Here is a 15,190-nt window from a genome sequence, read left to right as displayed (position 1 = left end):
GGGACAAAATTCTTATATTATAAAGAATTTTGTTCCCTTTTTTCTTAGCGGAATAATATTAAAATTTGGTTTTCACCCGTACGCTTTATAACGAAAAATCCACTTTCGGCTTTTGTAGCAATGCCATTGTCATTTGGACGACAATATCCATGTGCTTCGCAAGTGCCGTCATCACGTACTAACATTTGTCCAATTAATCCGACAGGAAGCCACTCGGCGCGATCTTTTCTTGCTACATATTTGCAAGTTGGATCCCATTCTGTATTTAAAAGAGGTTGTATTTCTTCGGTTTCCGTCCATACATATTGGCGTTTTCCAAAGTTATCTGTTTTATAACGTTTTTGCCAACTTAAAGCCCCGCTATTTCCTATAAGGGCAGGGGTTGCACTAGATATTCCTAAAATGAACGAATCGTGTGAAGTAGCTATCCGAATTTTTTCTTCGCTACTAAATGTAACGAAATAACCGACATCAATAGGTTTATGACCTTCGGTTTCAAACATTTGTGCAAAATCCGTTCCGCTTGCATTGTAAGACGCACCCTCAATGTACATTTCTCCATTATGGGCAAGCCATTTAGCCCCGATATTATGGTCGGTGTCGCTTACACCATTTGCAATAAACCAAGAATAAGCTTCTTCTGCAGTGCCGAAGCGCCCCATAATATGGCTACCTGCAAAATGAGCTGTTGATGTATGATGACCTTCCGCATGAGAAGAGGGTCCGTTAGCGATAGTTGCGGTTCCTTCTGCGTGTGCTGCTTCGCCTAAAGCAATTGTCTGTTTACCCTCCGCATGAGAATAAGCCCCGCCTGCTGTCGTTTCACTTCCCTCACTATGCGAACTATGTCCAGTTGCTTTTGAGTTTGATCCTTCTGCATGAGAGAAAGAACCTTTTGCGTGTGTTAATAAGCCTTCCGCATGTGCTGCCATACCCTCCGCATGAGAGTGAAGCCCCTCCGCATATGCATATCGGCCGCCCCTTTTAACTTTTGTATTTTCAGATGTAGGTGTCTCAATTATGAGGGGTTTTTCAGGTTGTATATCATTCGATGAAGCCAATGCCTCTTTTATTTTTTTTACTTTGTTTATAATAGCAGCTGGAATTTCTGGTTCCACTTTTTTATTTATTGCTACAGAAATATTTTCTTCCGTCTTTTCTTCTGCTTGATTAGAATGTATTACCTGTTCATCTTGATTTGAAAGCTGTTTATTTTTTTGTTGCATCTTTATTTTTCTGCGATCGATTATGCGGCTCATCACAGCATTTTCTAAAGAGACATATGTTGGTTTTACTTTGCTTTTTTTTGATGACTCTTGTTCTTCCAGTGCTTCTATCGCTGCAGCCCGAATACTACACCAGTTGTTAATTCCGTACATGGGCAGATATAAAGGGGGAAATTTTCTTTTTTGTTTAGAAGATTTTTTCTTCATTCTGTCACCTCCTGCGACATTATATGTAGTGTAATTAAAAAAAGATGCACTTTATTGCATCTTTTTTTAATTACTTTACCTAGTTTTATATGAGATCTGCCTAAATAATGCTAAGTAAGGTAGTTATGAAATTGGACGGAATTTCTCAGCGACAAAAGGTAAAGAAGAAGGGACAGAGATAGTCTCCATTTCAGGATAACGTAATCCGGTTAATTTGCCACCAAATACAGCACCAGTATCAATATTGACTGTCTGATTGACGAATCGAGGTTCTGCTACTGGTGTATGTCCATATACAATCCAAGCTTGCCCCTTGTATTCTTGCGCCCAATCGCGACGGACAGGTGAGCCATCGGCATGCTTTTCTCCTGTAATATCGCCATATAATACAAAGGTTTGTACTTTTTTATCTCGTCTTCCTATGTAATCTTGCCGAATCCCAGCGTGACATACGATTACTCTTTTTTCATCTAGTATGTGGTAGAGCGGTGATTGTTCATAAAGAGTGATAAACTTTTCTTTTATAATGTTTTGCTTATTAGGAGGAAGTGCCTCATATTCAGCAACAGTTGTTTCAAGTCCGTGAGCGACTGTTACATTACGCCCAAGGAAAAATCGATATAGTTTATTACAGTGATTTCCAGGAGCGTAATAAGCTTCTTTTTTATGTATGACAAGTTCCCATACAATTTCAATCATACGTAATGAATGAGGACCACGGTCTGTAATATCGCCAACGAATGCAAGTTTACGTTGGTCAGGGTGAACCGGTAGACCGCTACTCCAGTTATATCCTAGCTTCTCTGTTAAATTTTGAAACTCTTGGAAGCATCCATGAATATCTCCTATAATGTCATATTTCATATTTAAACCTCCATCGTATTTTTCATTAGTATATCTAAAAAAGGATAGAGATAAAAATATAGCGTTTTTGTGTTGTTCATTTAAACATAAAGATTTTCGTTCTTGAGCGAACATTTAAAATGAACCCAATCGCAATCATGTATGTAAGCAGTGAACTTCCTCCGTAGCTCATAAGAGGTAATGTTATCCCTGTAATGGGAAGTAATCCGATTGTCATCCCGATATTTTGGAATACTTGGAAAGTAAACATTCCGATTGTACCAGCGCAAATGTAACTACCGAAAGGGTCATTACTTTCTAAAGCAATATGAATCATTCGAAAAATGAGTAAGAAAAAAAGAGAAATAATGACACTTGCGCCTAGAAATCCAAATTGTTCAGCGACATTAGTGAAAATAAAATCTGTATGTGGTTCTGGAAAATATACTTGTCCATTTTCCCACCCTTTTCCTTGCATTTCTCCGGATCCAGTCGCTAAGAATGCTTGTCTTAATTGATAGCCTTGTGCATCATATTTGTAAGGTGCTAACCATCCGTAGAAGCGATTTAATTGATATTCTTTTAAAATGTGTGCTTTAAAGAAATCTGTGTGAGTAAAAAAAATATATATTAATGTAGTTCCAGCAACGAAAGTAGCTGAAACTAATCCGAAAATAAAACGCCATCGTATGCCAGAAACTAGTATCATTGCTGCAAGCATCGCTGAAATGACCATTGTATTTCCTAAATCTGGTTCCTTTGCGATGAGTAGTAGTGGTGGCAAACTTGTTGCAAATATTTTTCCAAGTAGTAAAAAATCGTCATGTATTGTTTGGGAAAAATATTTCTCATTATGGTTTGCTATAATTCGTCCAATGACGATAATTAAAAATAATTTCATAATTTCAGAAGGCTGAAAATTTCCGATGCCTGGGAGCCTGTACCAAGCGGTAGCGCCTTTAATTGTAACGGCACCTGGTACTTGAAGTTCTAGTCCAATAAGTAGTACCATTGCAAAGCTGTACAAATACCAAGCAATTTTTTGATAACGATCGAAGTCGAGAATCATAATAACACCAATGGCTATAAATCCAATGAAATACCATTGGATTTGCTTTAGTACAAAATTGACGTTTTGTAAAAATGGCGGTAAAGAGGCTTGCGCACTTGCAATAGCACAACAACTAACAATCCCAATGGCAAATAAAATAAATAGTAATACGTAGTCTATTTGATATTGAGAATTTGGATCTTTCAATGTAGGTATTCCTTTCTACTGCTCTTTATAGTAATGGATTTTATCCCGCATTAATGGGCAGTAAGACCCCTACCTCAAAATTCAGCGAAAGCGAAGAAGTTAGGTGGGGGATCAACTGCCCGTAAAAGCCCGATTGGTGAGAGCTGATTAAAGTTTCACTTTATAGTATGAGAAAGAATGTATGAACTATACGAATGATTCACATATAGTCCATACACTTTTAATTTTGCAGAGTAGTTTAATTGTTTAACTCTTTAATAATTATATCCAAACAATGGGAAAGACGTACATGTGCGTCAGGAAAAATATCTAGTTGATGAAGATAGTATTTTAAGGAACTTTTACACCATTGGTAAGCACTAAGTAGAGCTGCTCTATAGTCTGTAGTATTTTGTAAAAAGCCATATTCTTTTGCTGTTATAACGAGGTGTGTGAAATCTTCACAACCTTGAAGGAGCTTATTGTGTATTTGTTGTCCAGCATGGTAGCGAAATTGACTTAAAGGCTCAGAAATGTATATTGCATTTCCTTTAGAAAGTAAAGAAATCCATGAGGCCATATCAACACTACAAGAATATTGTCGCTCTTTAAGGGTGCCAAAAGGTTCAGTGAGCAATTCCTTTCGGAACAAAGTAGTTGTAGGCTCACCGATAATGTTGTGTCCACCCTTTAACATCCAATTACCTAAAAATATCCCGTTTAATGGGGTGTCTTCACTATATAACCTTTGTGTTGGATGGGAATCACCTATTAGATTTCCATGATCATCAATGCGTACTCGATAAGAAGTAACAAGAGCAAGATTTTTATTGGGATCTTGCTCAAAATAGGTCATCATTTTTTGTATTTTATGCTTATAAAACACGTCATCGTCCATTAAAAAATTTATATACTCACCATTTGATTTTTCTATGAGCATAAGGTCATTGTGAAATTGTCCTAGAGTAGGGATATTTCGAATGTATGTTATATTTTTATAATTTGGTAAGTATTGTTCGCGTATTAAAGTTGCTGTTTCATCATTTGTACTATCATCTCCGATGATGATTTCAATATTAGAATAAGTTTGTGCCAATGCACTTTCTAGAGCAATTTTGAAATAATGAGGCCGATTATAAGTGGGAATAAGGATGGAAACGAGAGGTGGATTTTTTTCATTCATCATACATAACTTCCTTTCAGAAGCTTTTTTTTGTAAGAACAATATCTTGGTAACTTGTATATTCATGTCTGCCGCACCATAAACCGTAATGCGGCTTATTGATTATTTCTAGGCCGTACTTATTCAATAGATTGCAAATATCTGTCTCAGGATAAGCAACTGCGAAATTCGGAATATCTTTATTTACAACGTAGCAATTTTCGATTCGATGATAAAAACCTAATGTACTTTGTCCTGCATTTAAATAATAGGACGATTCAGGATTTATAAGAAAGAATGTAATGAAACATCTCCCGTCTTTTTTTAATACACGTACAATTTCAGATACGTAATGTTCTAATTCTTTTGGGAGAAGATGCGTAAATACAGAAGTTAAAAAGATAAAATCGAATGTCCCGTCTTCATAGGGGAAACGATATTGAGAGGCATCTTCTTTTCCTTCTGGATTATAGAATTGATTGTATATGTCAACATGTTCAAAGTGAAAATTATTACGCATAGTTGAAATGTTATTTTGACACCAAGTAATTCCATCTTTAAACAAATCAAATCCATAATACGCTCCATCATCATGTAAGTAATTCAATAATGGTACAGCCATTCGACCGACGCCGCAGCCTACATCTAATACTTTTTCATTTGGTTTTAAAGCGCCAATTTGAATAAAATGCTTTAGGAACTCTTTTCCAACTTTTTTGAAGTCGCCACCTACATATTGGACGAGTTCAGGAGGGGGGAGTAAAGTCATTTCTTTGTTAAGTTCACTCATGAGTATACCCCTTTCTTGTATGAGAAGATGCAGTAAATCTATTAATAAAATTTTCAATTTGTATTGAGAGAACACAGGAAAACAATTGTTATATGTAAGGAGATTCCGAAAAAGAATACTTAATTGGATTAGAAGTGAGAGAAGGATGAGTGAAAATGAAATCTCCTATAGATTAAATCTTTTTTATTCTTTTCTCCAATAAACGCCAAATACATCAATTTTAGTAATAGGGGCTTTTAAATTTCGTTGGTTTCTAAAGTCTGTCACAGCCTCAGCGCATGGCGGTAGCCCGTAGTCATCGATAATTATATAGCCACCTTTAGAAACTTTATCATATAAGTTCACGAGACCATCCATTGTGGATTCGTACATATCACCATCAAGCCGTGCAATTGCTATTTTTTCAATTGGTGCTGTTGGTAAAGTATCTTTAAACCAGCCTTTTAAAAATTTCACTTGATCATTTAGTAAATCATATTTTTTGAAATTCTCTTGTACTTGTTCTAAAGAGACGCGTAAGTAATCGAATGTGTGCAAATAATCACCGTAATCTTTTGGATATTGTTCTAGATTCGGTGCTGGCAAACCTTCAAATGAATCAGCGACCCACACATTACGATTCGTAATGTTGTTTGCTTGTAAAAAACCATTCATAAAAATGCACGATCCTCCGCGCCATACACCTGTTTCAATAAAATCTCCCTCTATATTTTCACGAACAACGGTTTCCATCGCCTCTTGTAATTGGTTCATACGTTCTCGACCGATCATGCTATGTGCTGCTCTTGGCCAATCCATTCCATCATGGCGTTCACTTTTTGAAACATTTGGTTTTACAATTTTTAAGTTATGGTTTTCAGCATATTGCTTAATGAATAAAGGGAGGGGGACTGTAACTGGCTCGAATTCTAGTTCTTTTGAAATATGTAGAGATGCGGGTAAGTATGCCTCATATTCTAACCATATTTCAAATAAAATGGTCTTCTTTAGCAATTCGAGATAAAGCTGAACAGCAGATTTACTTTCCATATTTGTGCCTCCTGCAAAATGTCATACAACAATATGATTATGTAGATAGCGAATGTTTCATGATTGAATTTGAAATTGAAAAAGCAGTAAAACTGATATCAGTTTTACTGCTAAGTAAAAAATTAAGCGATTTTTTCAATAATAATAGATGCATTTGTACCAACAGCTAATGATAGCCCAAGCCCTGTAACGATTACTTCAATTAATGATGGAGTTGTCGTAATTTGCGTAATTGCTTGAACAACGATAGGTGCTCCAACTGAGATTAAAGTGGCCCCAGTACCTGGAACAGATACCCCATTTACTTGGATTGTAAGTCCTCCTAATAGACTTACTGCTGCAGTGTATACGATAACGGTAATTTTATAGAATCCAGTTTGACTAATTACGAAAGTATCAGGATCTAATTGAGAAATTGCTGTACCAAACTGAGATCCAACAGTATTAAATGGTACTGGAGCATTAAGTCCAATATCCAAAGAAATCCCAGCGGAGTTAAATGCATACAATCCTGCTGGAAGCCCTAGTCCAGATGGTCCAGTCGGTCCAGTAGCCCCAGTCGGCCCCGTAGGTCCAGTAGCCCCAGTGTCACCAGTCGGCCCTGTAGGTCCAGTAGCCCCAGTGTCACCAGTCGGCCCCGTAGGTCCAGTAGTCCCAGTGCCACCAGTCGGCCCCGTAGGTCCAGTAGCCCCAGTGTCACCAGTCGGCCCCGTAGGTCCAGTAGTCCCAGTGCCACCAGTCGGCCCCGTAGGTCCAGTAGTCCCAGTGCCACCAGTCGGCCCTGTAGGTCCTGTAGGTCCTGTAGGTCCAGTTGGCCCAGTCGGTCCAGTTGGCCCGGTAGGTACAGTCGGCCCCGTAGGTCCCGTAGGTCCAGTCGGCCCGGTCGGCCCAGTCGGAAGGGTAAACGGTGGTATCGGTGGTAATGTAGGTCCTACAAGATTAGGGTCAAATGCACTAGCTGATAAAGATTCATCGGGATTTAATCCATTTGAATAATTATTATTTGACATAAATTCACCTCCATAAAGCGTTCATTATATAGTAGATGCAAAACCGAAAGAAAATGACACGGACATTTGAATTATTGAAAAGAAATCTTAAACTACTTGAACAATTTAAAAAAATGGAAAGTTTAGTATATGTATAACATATGATTGATTTGGAAGAGGGTGATTATGTTGAACAAGCAAGGAATTACAATTAGTTTATGTATGATTGTTCGAGATGAGGAGGAGACAATAGCCCGTTGTTTAGAAACAGTTGAAAAAATTGTGGATGAAATTATAGTAGTTGATACAGGTTCCGTCGATCGAACGAAAGAAATCGTAGAGAAATACACTTCTAACATATATGATTTCCAGTGGATTGATGATTTTGCAGCAGCAAGAAATTTTTCTTTTTCAAAAGCGACGCAAGAGTATATATTGTGGCTAGATGCAGATGATGTCTTATTAGAAGATGCTCAAGAAGCATTGAAACTTTTAAAAAGAGAATTAGATCCTAAAATTGATGCTGTTTCGATGCCTTATCATCTTGCAATGGATTCTAACGGGAAACCTTTATATTGTACAAAAAGAAATCGACTTGTAAAGCGTGAAAAACAATTTCAATGGTTTGGAAAGGTTCATGAGTATTTAGCTATTTCTGGTGAGGTTTTTAGTAGTAATGTTGCTATTACACATAAAAAAGAAAAAAAAGTAACAAATCGTAATTTGAAAATTTTTCAAAATACTGTAGCGGCAGGTGAAGAATTAAGTCCGAGAGATTTATTTTATTACGCAAATGAATCTACGGATAACCAAAAATATGATGATGCAGTTCTTCTATATGAAACATTTCTTAATCAAGACGAAGGATGGTATGAAGAGAAAATTTATGCATGTGGTAAGTTAGGAGATTGCTATGCAAAGCTAGGAATGTGGGAGAAGGCAATCGAATCTTGTGTGAAGTCGTTTCGGTATGACGTCCCTAGAGGAGAGAATTGTACAAGAATAGGATATATATATATGGAACAAGAAAAATATAATGAAGCGATATTTTGGTTTAAACTTGCCACGGAAGTACCAATGGCAACGGAAAGTCCTTTCCATAGTCCAGCTAGCTACACATGGCTACCCTATTTACAAATGTGTATTTGTTATAGCAGGTTAGGGGAGCAGGATAAAGCGTATTATTACAATGAATTAGCAGCTTCTTATGTTCCGAATAATGCTGCAATTGAATATAACCGTAAATATTTTCGGGGAGTTTTTGATAAACCATATAAAGTGTAATAGGTTTCGTTTTTTAGAAATGATTTATCGCTATTCTAACTCTAATAGATTGGTTATATATTAGAGTATCAGTAACGTAACCAATATAAATAAAAGATTTTATACTGTTATTTGCGGGCTAATAATCATTGGGGGATGAACAAAAACTGCACTTTATAGAATTCATATGAGATTTATATTTCTAATTCAATTTGCATAAGGAGTGTGTGAAATGAATCGCGAAAAAAGTTCTTTATATGAAGAAAAATCCGAGCATTATTATAATGCAGCGAATCCGAATTTATTAAAGCATATAAAAAAGGAATGGAAAGAAGTTCTTGATATTGGTTGCTCGAGCGGTGCATTGGGAGCAGCTATTAAAGAAAACGGTACACGTGTATCAGGAATAGAGGCATTTCCAGAGGCGGCAGAAAAAGCGAAGGAAAGACTAGATCATGTTATTTTAGGGGATATAGAAAAAATAGATCTTCCTTATGAGGAGGGGCAATTTGATTGCGTCCTATTTGGGGATGTATTAGAGCATTTATTTGATCCGTGGGCTGTGATTGAAAAGGTTAAGCCATATATAAAGCAAAATGGTGTGATTTTAGCAAGTATACCAAACGTTGCTCATATTTCAGTATTAGCTCCCTTACTTGCTGGAAATTGGACGTATACAGAATATGGTTTATTAGATAAAACACATATTCGTTTCTTTACATTTAATGAAATGCTAAGAATGTTTTTAAAAGCAGGATATTCAATTAGTAAAGTAGATCGTGTATATGTTGATCATAAAATGTATGAGCCGCTTATTGAGGAGTTATATGGAATTTGTAAAAAATATCGTCTTGGAAGTGGCTTCATGGCTGAGACAGTTGTATTTCAGTATATTATTGAAGCTGAAAAATCACAATTATGAGTGCTGCAGACAAAACAATATTATTTGTTACATGCATAAATGATCGGAAATTGTATGCAAACTGCGTGCGACATATATTGCAATTGTTAGTACCGCCAGGGTATATTGTTCAATTTATGCCGATTCGAAATGCGAAAAGTATGACGAGTGGATACAATCAAGCCGTTTCGCATCCAGCGAAGTATAAAGTGTATTTACATCAAGATGTTTTTATTATAAATAGGGCTTTTTTATACGGATTACTTCAATTATTTGAGGAACATGAAAACCTTGGGATGATTGGGATGGTTGGAGCGCAATATGTTCCTCCGACTGGCGTATGGAACGAAGGGCGTGGAATTGTAGGAAAAGTCATTGGTTATATGAATGATTTGTTTTATATGGCAAGTTTAGAACAACCGTATCATGAATCAAAAACATTTATTCCTGTAGAATGTATTGATGGTTTATTAATGGCGACACAATATGATGTTCCGTGGCGAGAAGACTTATTTGACGGATTTGATTTTTATGATGTATCCCAATCATTTGAATTTAAAAAAGCAGGATATACAGTCGGTGTACCTGTACAGCGCGATGCTTGGTGTATCCATTATCATTTTGATGTGAATATGACGAACTATGAAAAGTATCGGAAAATATTTGTGGAACACTATATGTCAGATGTAAATAAGGAAGAATAAAAGGGGGGACAAAAATGAAAGATCATACAATATTAGTCGTTGTTTGTGTAAATAATGAGGAGCTTTTCAAACAATGTGAGAGCCAAATAAGAAACATTTTTGTTCCCCCAGGTTACACAGTACAAATTTTTCCGATACGAGATGCACAAAGTATGGCAAGTGCTTACAACCGAGCCCTTTCATATCCAGCGAAATACAAAGTGTATATACATCAAGATACATATCTTATTAATCGAGACATGTTTTCTACACTTATATCTCTGTTTAAAGAAAATGAAAAGCTTGGTTTAATAGGAGTCGCTGGGGCTCAGTTTTTACCGAATAACGGGATATGGTGGGAAGGGAAAAATTTAGTAGGGAAAGTGATTGAGTATAGAAGACGGAATTATCAATTATTAAATTTAGATCAGGTTTTTTATGGTAATCAACCATTTTTGTCAGTTCAGGCAATTGATGGTTTATTCATGGCAACGCAGTATGATATTCCGTGGCGAGAAGATTTGTTTCAAGGGTTTCACTTTTATGATGTGTCACAGTCTTTAGAGTTTCAAAGGGCTGGTTATTTAATCGGTATCCCAAATCAAGCAAATTTATGGTGTATTCACTACAACGGGGATGAGTTTGATGCGGATACATATGAGAAGTACCGGAAAGTGTTTGTAGAACATTACAAAGATATATTATCTCCATCATAAAGGAGAGATGCAAAGTGAAAGGAATTATTTTAGCAGGTGGTACTGGATCAAGATTATATCCAATAACGAAAGTAACGAATAAACATTTACTTCCTGTTGGTCGGTATCCGATGATTTATCATGCGGTATATAAGCTAAAACAATGCGATATTACAGATATTATGATTATTACAGGTAAAGAGCATATGGGGGATGTTGTTAGCTTTTTAGGGAGTGGTCATGAATTTGGAGTGTCCTTTACGTATCGTGTGCAAGATAAAGCGGGCGGGATCGCACAGGCGTTAGGACTTTGTGAAGATTTCGTCGGGAATGATCGTATGGTAGTTATATTAGGGGATAATATTTTTTCAGATGATATTCTTCCGTATGTTGAAGAGTTTGCAAACCAAAAAGAAGGTGCGAAAGTGCTATTGCAATCTGTAGAAGATCCCGAAAGATTTGGCGTAGCACATATTCAAAACCGAAAAATAGTTGAAATTGAAGAAAAGCCGAAAGAGCCGAAAAGTTCTTATGCGGTTACGGGAATTTATTTGTATGATTCGAAAGTCTTTTCTTATATTAAAGAATTAAAACCTTCTGCACGGGGAGAACTTGAAATTACAGATATAAATAATTGGTATTTAAAGCGAGGGGTACTTACTTATAATGAAATGAGCGGCTGGTGGACTGATGCGGGAACTCATGCTTCGCTTCAAAAGGCGAATACGTTAGCACGGGATATAAATTTTGGGAAACAGTTTAACGGAGAATAGGTGAGAATATGAAAGTTGTAGAAACAAATTTTACCGATGCAAAATTGTTAGAACCGAGGTTGTTTGGAGACGATCGTGGCTTTTTTTCAGAGAGCTATAATAAGCAGGTGCTAGAAACATTAGGGATAACGTATTCATTTGTACAGGATAACGTATCTTATTCGGCTAAGGCAGGAACGATTCGGGGACTACACTTTCAAAAAAATCCGAAAGCACAAACGAAACTCATTCAAGTTATGCAAGGGGCAATTTATGATGTTATCGTTGATTTACGAAAAAAATCACCGACATTTAAACAATGGAAAGGATATATTTTAAGTGCAGATAACCATCGGCAATTACTAGTGCCAAAAGGGTTTGCACATGGATTTTGCACGCTTGTCCCGCATACTATCGTTATGTATAAAGTAGATGAATATTATAGCGCAGAGCATGACTCAGGATTACTTTGGGAAGATAAAGATTTAGCAATTCCTTGGCCAGTAACCGATCCTATATTGTCCGATAAGGATCAGATATTACCATTACTAGAGGAATATGAAGATAGTTTTTAAGTAGGAGAGTTGTTTATGAATATATTAGTAACAGGTGGGGCTGGATTTATTGGAAGTAATTTCGTTCATTACATGCTACAAAGTTATGAAACATATAAAATTATTAATTACGATGCATTAACATATAGTGGGAATTTAAATAACGTAAAATCTCTTCAGGATCACCCGAATTACTCTTTTGTAAAAGGAGAAATTCAAAATGGAGAGCTATTAGAACACGTTATAAAAGAGCGAGACGTACAAGTGATTGTAAATTTTGCAGCTGAATCACATGTGGACCGTAGTATTGAAAATCCGATTCCTTTTTATGATACAAATGTAATTGGAACGGTCACTTTATTAGAACTAGTTAAAAAATATTCGCATATAAAACTTGTGCAAGTGTCAACGGATGAAGTGTATGGCTCTTTAGGAAAAACAGGGAAGTTTACAGAGAAAACACCGTTAGCTCCAAATAGTCCATATTCTTCAAGTAAGGCGAGCGCGGACATGATAGCTCTATCTTACTATAAAACATATCAATTACCGGTTATAGTAACGCGTTGTTCTAACAATTATGGACCGTACCAGTATCCTGAAAAATTAATTCCATTAATGGTTACGAATGCACTAGAAGGAAAAAAACTACCGCTATATGGTGATGGTTTAAATGTAAGAGATTGGTTACATGTAACGGATCATTGCAGTGCGATTGATGTTGTTCTGCATAAGGGACGTGTAGGAGAAGTATATAATATAGGTGGAAATAATGAAAAAACAAATGTAGAAGTTGTGGAACAAATTATTACTCTTTTAGGAAAAACAAAAAAAGACATTGAATATGTTACAGATCGTTTAGGGCACGATCGTCGTTATGCGATTGATGCAGAGAAAATGAAGAATGAATTTGATTGGGAACCGAAATACACGTTTGAACAAGGATTACAAGAGACGGTGAAATGGTATGAAAAGAATAAGGAATGGTGGAAACCACTAAAAGATTAGTAAGGGGTATGTTAAATGAAAGAGAGGGTTATCATAACAGGAGCAAACGGTCAATTAGGAAAGCAACTATTTGAAGAGTTAGACTCTGAAGAATATGATATATATCCATTTGATAAAAAGTTATTAGATGTGACAAATATATCCCGAATACAACAAGTGGTACAAGAAATAAAACCACATATAATTATTCATTGTGCTGCCTATACGAAAGTAGATCATGCGGAGAAAGAACAGGATTTTGCGTATAGAATAAATGCAATCGGAGCTCGAAATGTAGCGGTTGCTTCACAATTAGTAGGGGCGAAGCTAGTTTATATTAGTACTGATTATGTATTTCAAGGTGCCAGACCAGATGGATACGACGAATTTCATAGTCCAGCGCCGATAAATATATATGGGGCCTCTAAGTATGCGGGGGAGCAGTTCGTCAAAGGGTTACATAATAAATATTTTATCGTTCGCACATCGTGGCTATATGGTAAATATGGAAATAATTTTGTGAAAACGATGATGCGATTAGGAAAAGAAAGAGATGAAATATCCGTTGTAGCGGATCAAGTTGGCTCTCCTACGTATGTGGCGGATTTAAATATGGTTATTAATAAGCTCATTCATACTTCTTTATACGGTACATACCACGTATCAAACAGTGGTTCATGCTCTTGGTTTGAATTTGCACAAAAGATATTTTCGTACGCCAATATGAAAGTGAATGTATTACCTGTTTCAACGGAAGAATTCGGGGCTGCGGCTGCGAGGCCCAAATATTCTATTTTTCAACATAACATGCTACGATTAAATGGTTTTTCACAAATGCCGTCTTGGGAAGAAGGATTAGAGCGGTTTTTTATAGAAACCAAAAGTCATTAACAAATTTCTGTTAATGACTTTTTTGTTTGCCTTTAAGCGGTTTTATGGTACTATAATTATAGTATCAGGTACTAATAACAAGTATAAGTATTTCTGGGAGGATATATCATGGAACTATTACAAGGGAAAACATTTGTTGTTATGGGCGTTGCGAACCAAAGAAGTATTGCATGGGGAATAGCTCGCTCTTTGCATAATGCAGGTGCAAAATTAATATTCACATATGCAGGAGAACGTTTAGAAAGAAACGTTCGTGAATTAGCGGACACATTAGAAGGACAAGAATCACTTGTATTACCTTGTGATGTAACGAATGATGAGGAACTTACAGCTTGCTTTGAAACAATTAAACAAGAAGTAGGTACTATTCACGGTGTAGCACATTGTATTGCTTTTGCAAATCGCGATGACTTAAAAGGTGAATTTGTAGATACTTCTCGCGATGGATTTTTACTTGCACAAAATATTAGCGCATTCTCTTTAACAGCTGTAGCAAGAGAAGCGAAGAAAGTAATGACAGAAGGCGGAAATATTTTAACATTAACATACCTTGGCGGCGAGCGCGTTGTGAAAAATTATAACGTTATGGGTGTTGCGAAAGCTTCATTAGAAGCGAGCGTGAAATATTTAGCGAACGATTTAGGTCAACACGGTATTCGTGTTAACGCTATTTCTGCAGGACCAATTCGTACGTTATCTGCAAAAGGTGTAGGCGATTTCAACTCAATCTTAAGAGAAATTGAGGAGCGCGCACCACTTCGTCGTACAACAACGCAAGAAGAAGTTGGCGATACAGCAGTATTCCTATTCAGTGATTTAGCACGCGGTGTAACAGGAGAAAACATTCATGTTGATTCAGGGTATCATATCCTAGGATAAATATAATATTAATTTTTAAAGGACAATCTCTAAATGCTGAGATTGTCCTTTTTATTTGTTCTTAGAAAGAACGATTTTTAACGAAAGTTCTTACCACGTGATGAA

General features: G+C 36.5%; 16 protein-coding genes. 9 read left to right on the top strand and 7 right to left on the bottom strand.

Annotation, left to right across the window (positions count from 1 at the left end; genetic code table 11):
- Nucleotides 1-44: 44 nt before the first annotated feature.
- The 7 genes from D1166_RS01035 to D1166_RS01005 form a co-directional block, all read right to left on the bottom strand.
- Entirely contained in the window at nucleotides 45-1,433 is a 1,389-nt protein-coding gene (locus D1166_RS01035) for a peptidase G2 autoproteolytic cleavage domain-containing protein (RefSeq protein WP_097861704.1), read from the bottom strand.
- A 123-nt stretch (nucleotides 1,434-1,556) separates the two neighbouring features.
- Nucleotides 1,557-2,297 (bottom strand): bis(5'-nucleosyl)-tetraphosphatase PrpE, encoded by a 741-nt coding sequence (prpE, locus tag D1166_RS01030; RefSeq protein ID WP_000872694.1) that lies wholly within the window; start codon nucleotides 2,295-2,297, stop codon nucleotides 1,557-1,559.
- Between the two features lie 76 nt (nucleotides 2,298-2,373).
- On the bottom strand, nucleotides 2,374-3,534 hold the full coding sequence (locus tag D1166_RS01025; protein ID WP_000654704.1) for an FtsW/RodA/SpoVE family cell cycle protein: 1,161 nt from the start codon (nucleotides 3,532-3,534) through the stop codon (nucleotides 2,374-2,376).
- 238 nt (nucleotides 3,535-3,772) lie between these two features.
- A complete protein-coding gene (locus D1166_RS01020) occupies nucleotides 3,773-4,699 on the bottom strand; it encodes a glycosyltransferase family 2 protein (protein ID WP_002004643.1) in 927 nt (308 codons plus the stop codon).
- Nucleotides 4,700-4,712: 13 nt separating this feature from the next.
- Nucleotides 4,713-5,465 (bottom strand): class I SAM-dependent methyltransferase, encoded by a 753-nt coding sequence (locus tag D1166_RS01015; RefSeq protein ID WP_001292836.1) that lies wholly within the window; start codon nucleotides 5,463-5,465, stop codon nucleotides 4,713-4,715.
- Nucleotides 5,466-5,648: 183 nt separating this feature from the next.
- Complete coding sequence (locus tag D1166_RS01010; RefSeq protein ID WP_000444386.1) at nucleotides 5,649-6,494, bottom strand: TylF/MycF family methyltransferase; 846 nt, start codon at nucleotides 6,492-6,494, stop codon at nucleotides 5,649-5,651.
- Nucleotides 6,495-6,616: 122 nt separating this feature from the next.
- The gene (locus D1166_RS01005) at nucleotides 6,617-7,504 is read right to left on the bottom strand and encodes a BclA C-terminal domain-containing protein (protein ID WP_097861705.1); all 888 of its coding nucleotides are present in this window, start codon (nucleotides 7,502-7,504) and stop codon (nucleotides 6,617-6,619) included.
- A 165-nt stretch (nucleotides 7,505-7,669) separates the two neighbouring features.
- Between D1166_RS01005 and D1166_RS01000 the strand changes: the two genes are divergently transcribed.
- From D1166_RS01000 to fabI, 9 genes are all read left to right on the top strand, one after another.
- Entirely contained in the window at nucleotides 7,670-8,767 is a 1,098-nt protein-coding gene (locus tag D1166_RS01000) for a glycosyltransferase (protein ID WP_000932913.1), read from the top strand.
- Between the two features lie 211 nt (nucleotides 8,768-8,978).
- Complete coding sequence (locus D1166_RS00995) at nucleotides 8,979-9,668, top strand: class I SAM-dependent methyltransferase (protein WP_001078432.1); 690 nt, start codon at nucleotides 8,979-8,981, stop codon at nucleotides 9,666-9,668.
- Nucleotides 9,665-10,351 carry a glycosyltransferase family protein gene (locus tag D1166_RS00990; protein ID WP_001271191.1) on the top strand — a complete coding sequence of 229 codons (687 nt, stop codon included), beginning with the start codon at nucleotides 9,665-9,667 and terminating at the stop codon, nucleotides 10,349-10,351. Before D1166_RS00995 ends, D1166_RS00990 begins: the two co-directional genes overlap by 4 nt.
- Nucleotides 10,352-10,365: 14 nt before the next feature.
- Nucleotides 10,366-11,046: a glycosyltransferase family protein gene (locus D1166_RS00985; protein ID WP_000651520.1), complete on the top strand. Its 681-nt coding sequence runs from the start codon at nucleotides 10,366-10,368 to the stop codon at nucleotides 11,044-11,046.
- Between the two features lie 14 nt (nucleotides 11,047-11,060).
- On the top strand, nucleotides 11,061-11,798 hold the full coding sequence (locus D1166_RS00980; protein ID WP_000676160.1) for a sugar phosphate nucleotidyltransferase: 738 nt from the start codon (nucleotides 11,061-11,063) through the stop codon (nucleotides 11,796-11,798).
- A gap of 8 nt (nucleotides 11,799-11,806) precedes the next feature.
- Nucleotides 11,807-12,352, top strand: coding sequence for a dTDP-4-dehydrorhamnose 3,5-epimerase (gene rfbC / locus D1166_RS00975; RefSeq protein ID WP_000869413.1), 546 nt, complete (start codon nucleotides 11,807-11,809; stop codon nucleotides 12,350-12,352).
- A 15-nt stretch (nucleotides 12,353-12,367) separates the two neighbouring features.
- Complete coding sequence (gene rfbB, locus D1166_RS00970; protein ID WP_001024170.1) at nucleotides 12,368-13,336, top strand: dTDP-glucose 4,6-dehydratase; 969 nt, start codon at nucleotides 12,368-12,370, stop codon at nucleotides 13,334-13,336.
- Nucleotides 13,337-13,351: 15 nt separating this feature from the next.
- Nucleotides 13,352-14,206 carry a dTDP-4-dehydrorhamnose reductase gene (rfbD, locus tag D1166_RS00965; RefSeq protein ID WP_097855585.1) on the top strand — a complete coding sequence of 285 codons (855 nt, stop codon included), beginning with the start codon at nucleotides 13,352-13,354 and terminating at the stop codon, nucleotides 14,204-14,206.
- A 108-nt stretch (nucleotides 14,207-14,314) separates the two neighbouring features.
- Nucleotides 14,315-15,085 carry an enoyl-ACP reductase FabI gene (fabI, locus tag D1166_RS00960; RefSeq protein ID WP_000421886.1) on the top strand — a complete coding sequence of 257 codons (771 nt, stop codon included), beginning with the start codon at nucleotides 14,315-14,317 and terminating at the stop codon, nucleotides 15,083-15,085.
- Nucleotides 15,086-15,190 lie beyond the last annotated feature (105 nt).

The sequence above is a fragment of the Bacillus sp. ISO11 genome, from assembly GCF_003458115.1.
GTDB lineage: Bacteria > Bacillota > Bacilli > Bacillales > Bacillaceae_G > Bacillus_A > Bacillus_A cereus.
The sequence above is the reverse complement of the archived record's forward strand: the minus strand, read 5'-3'. Positions and strand labels throughout refer to the sequence as shown.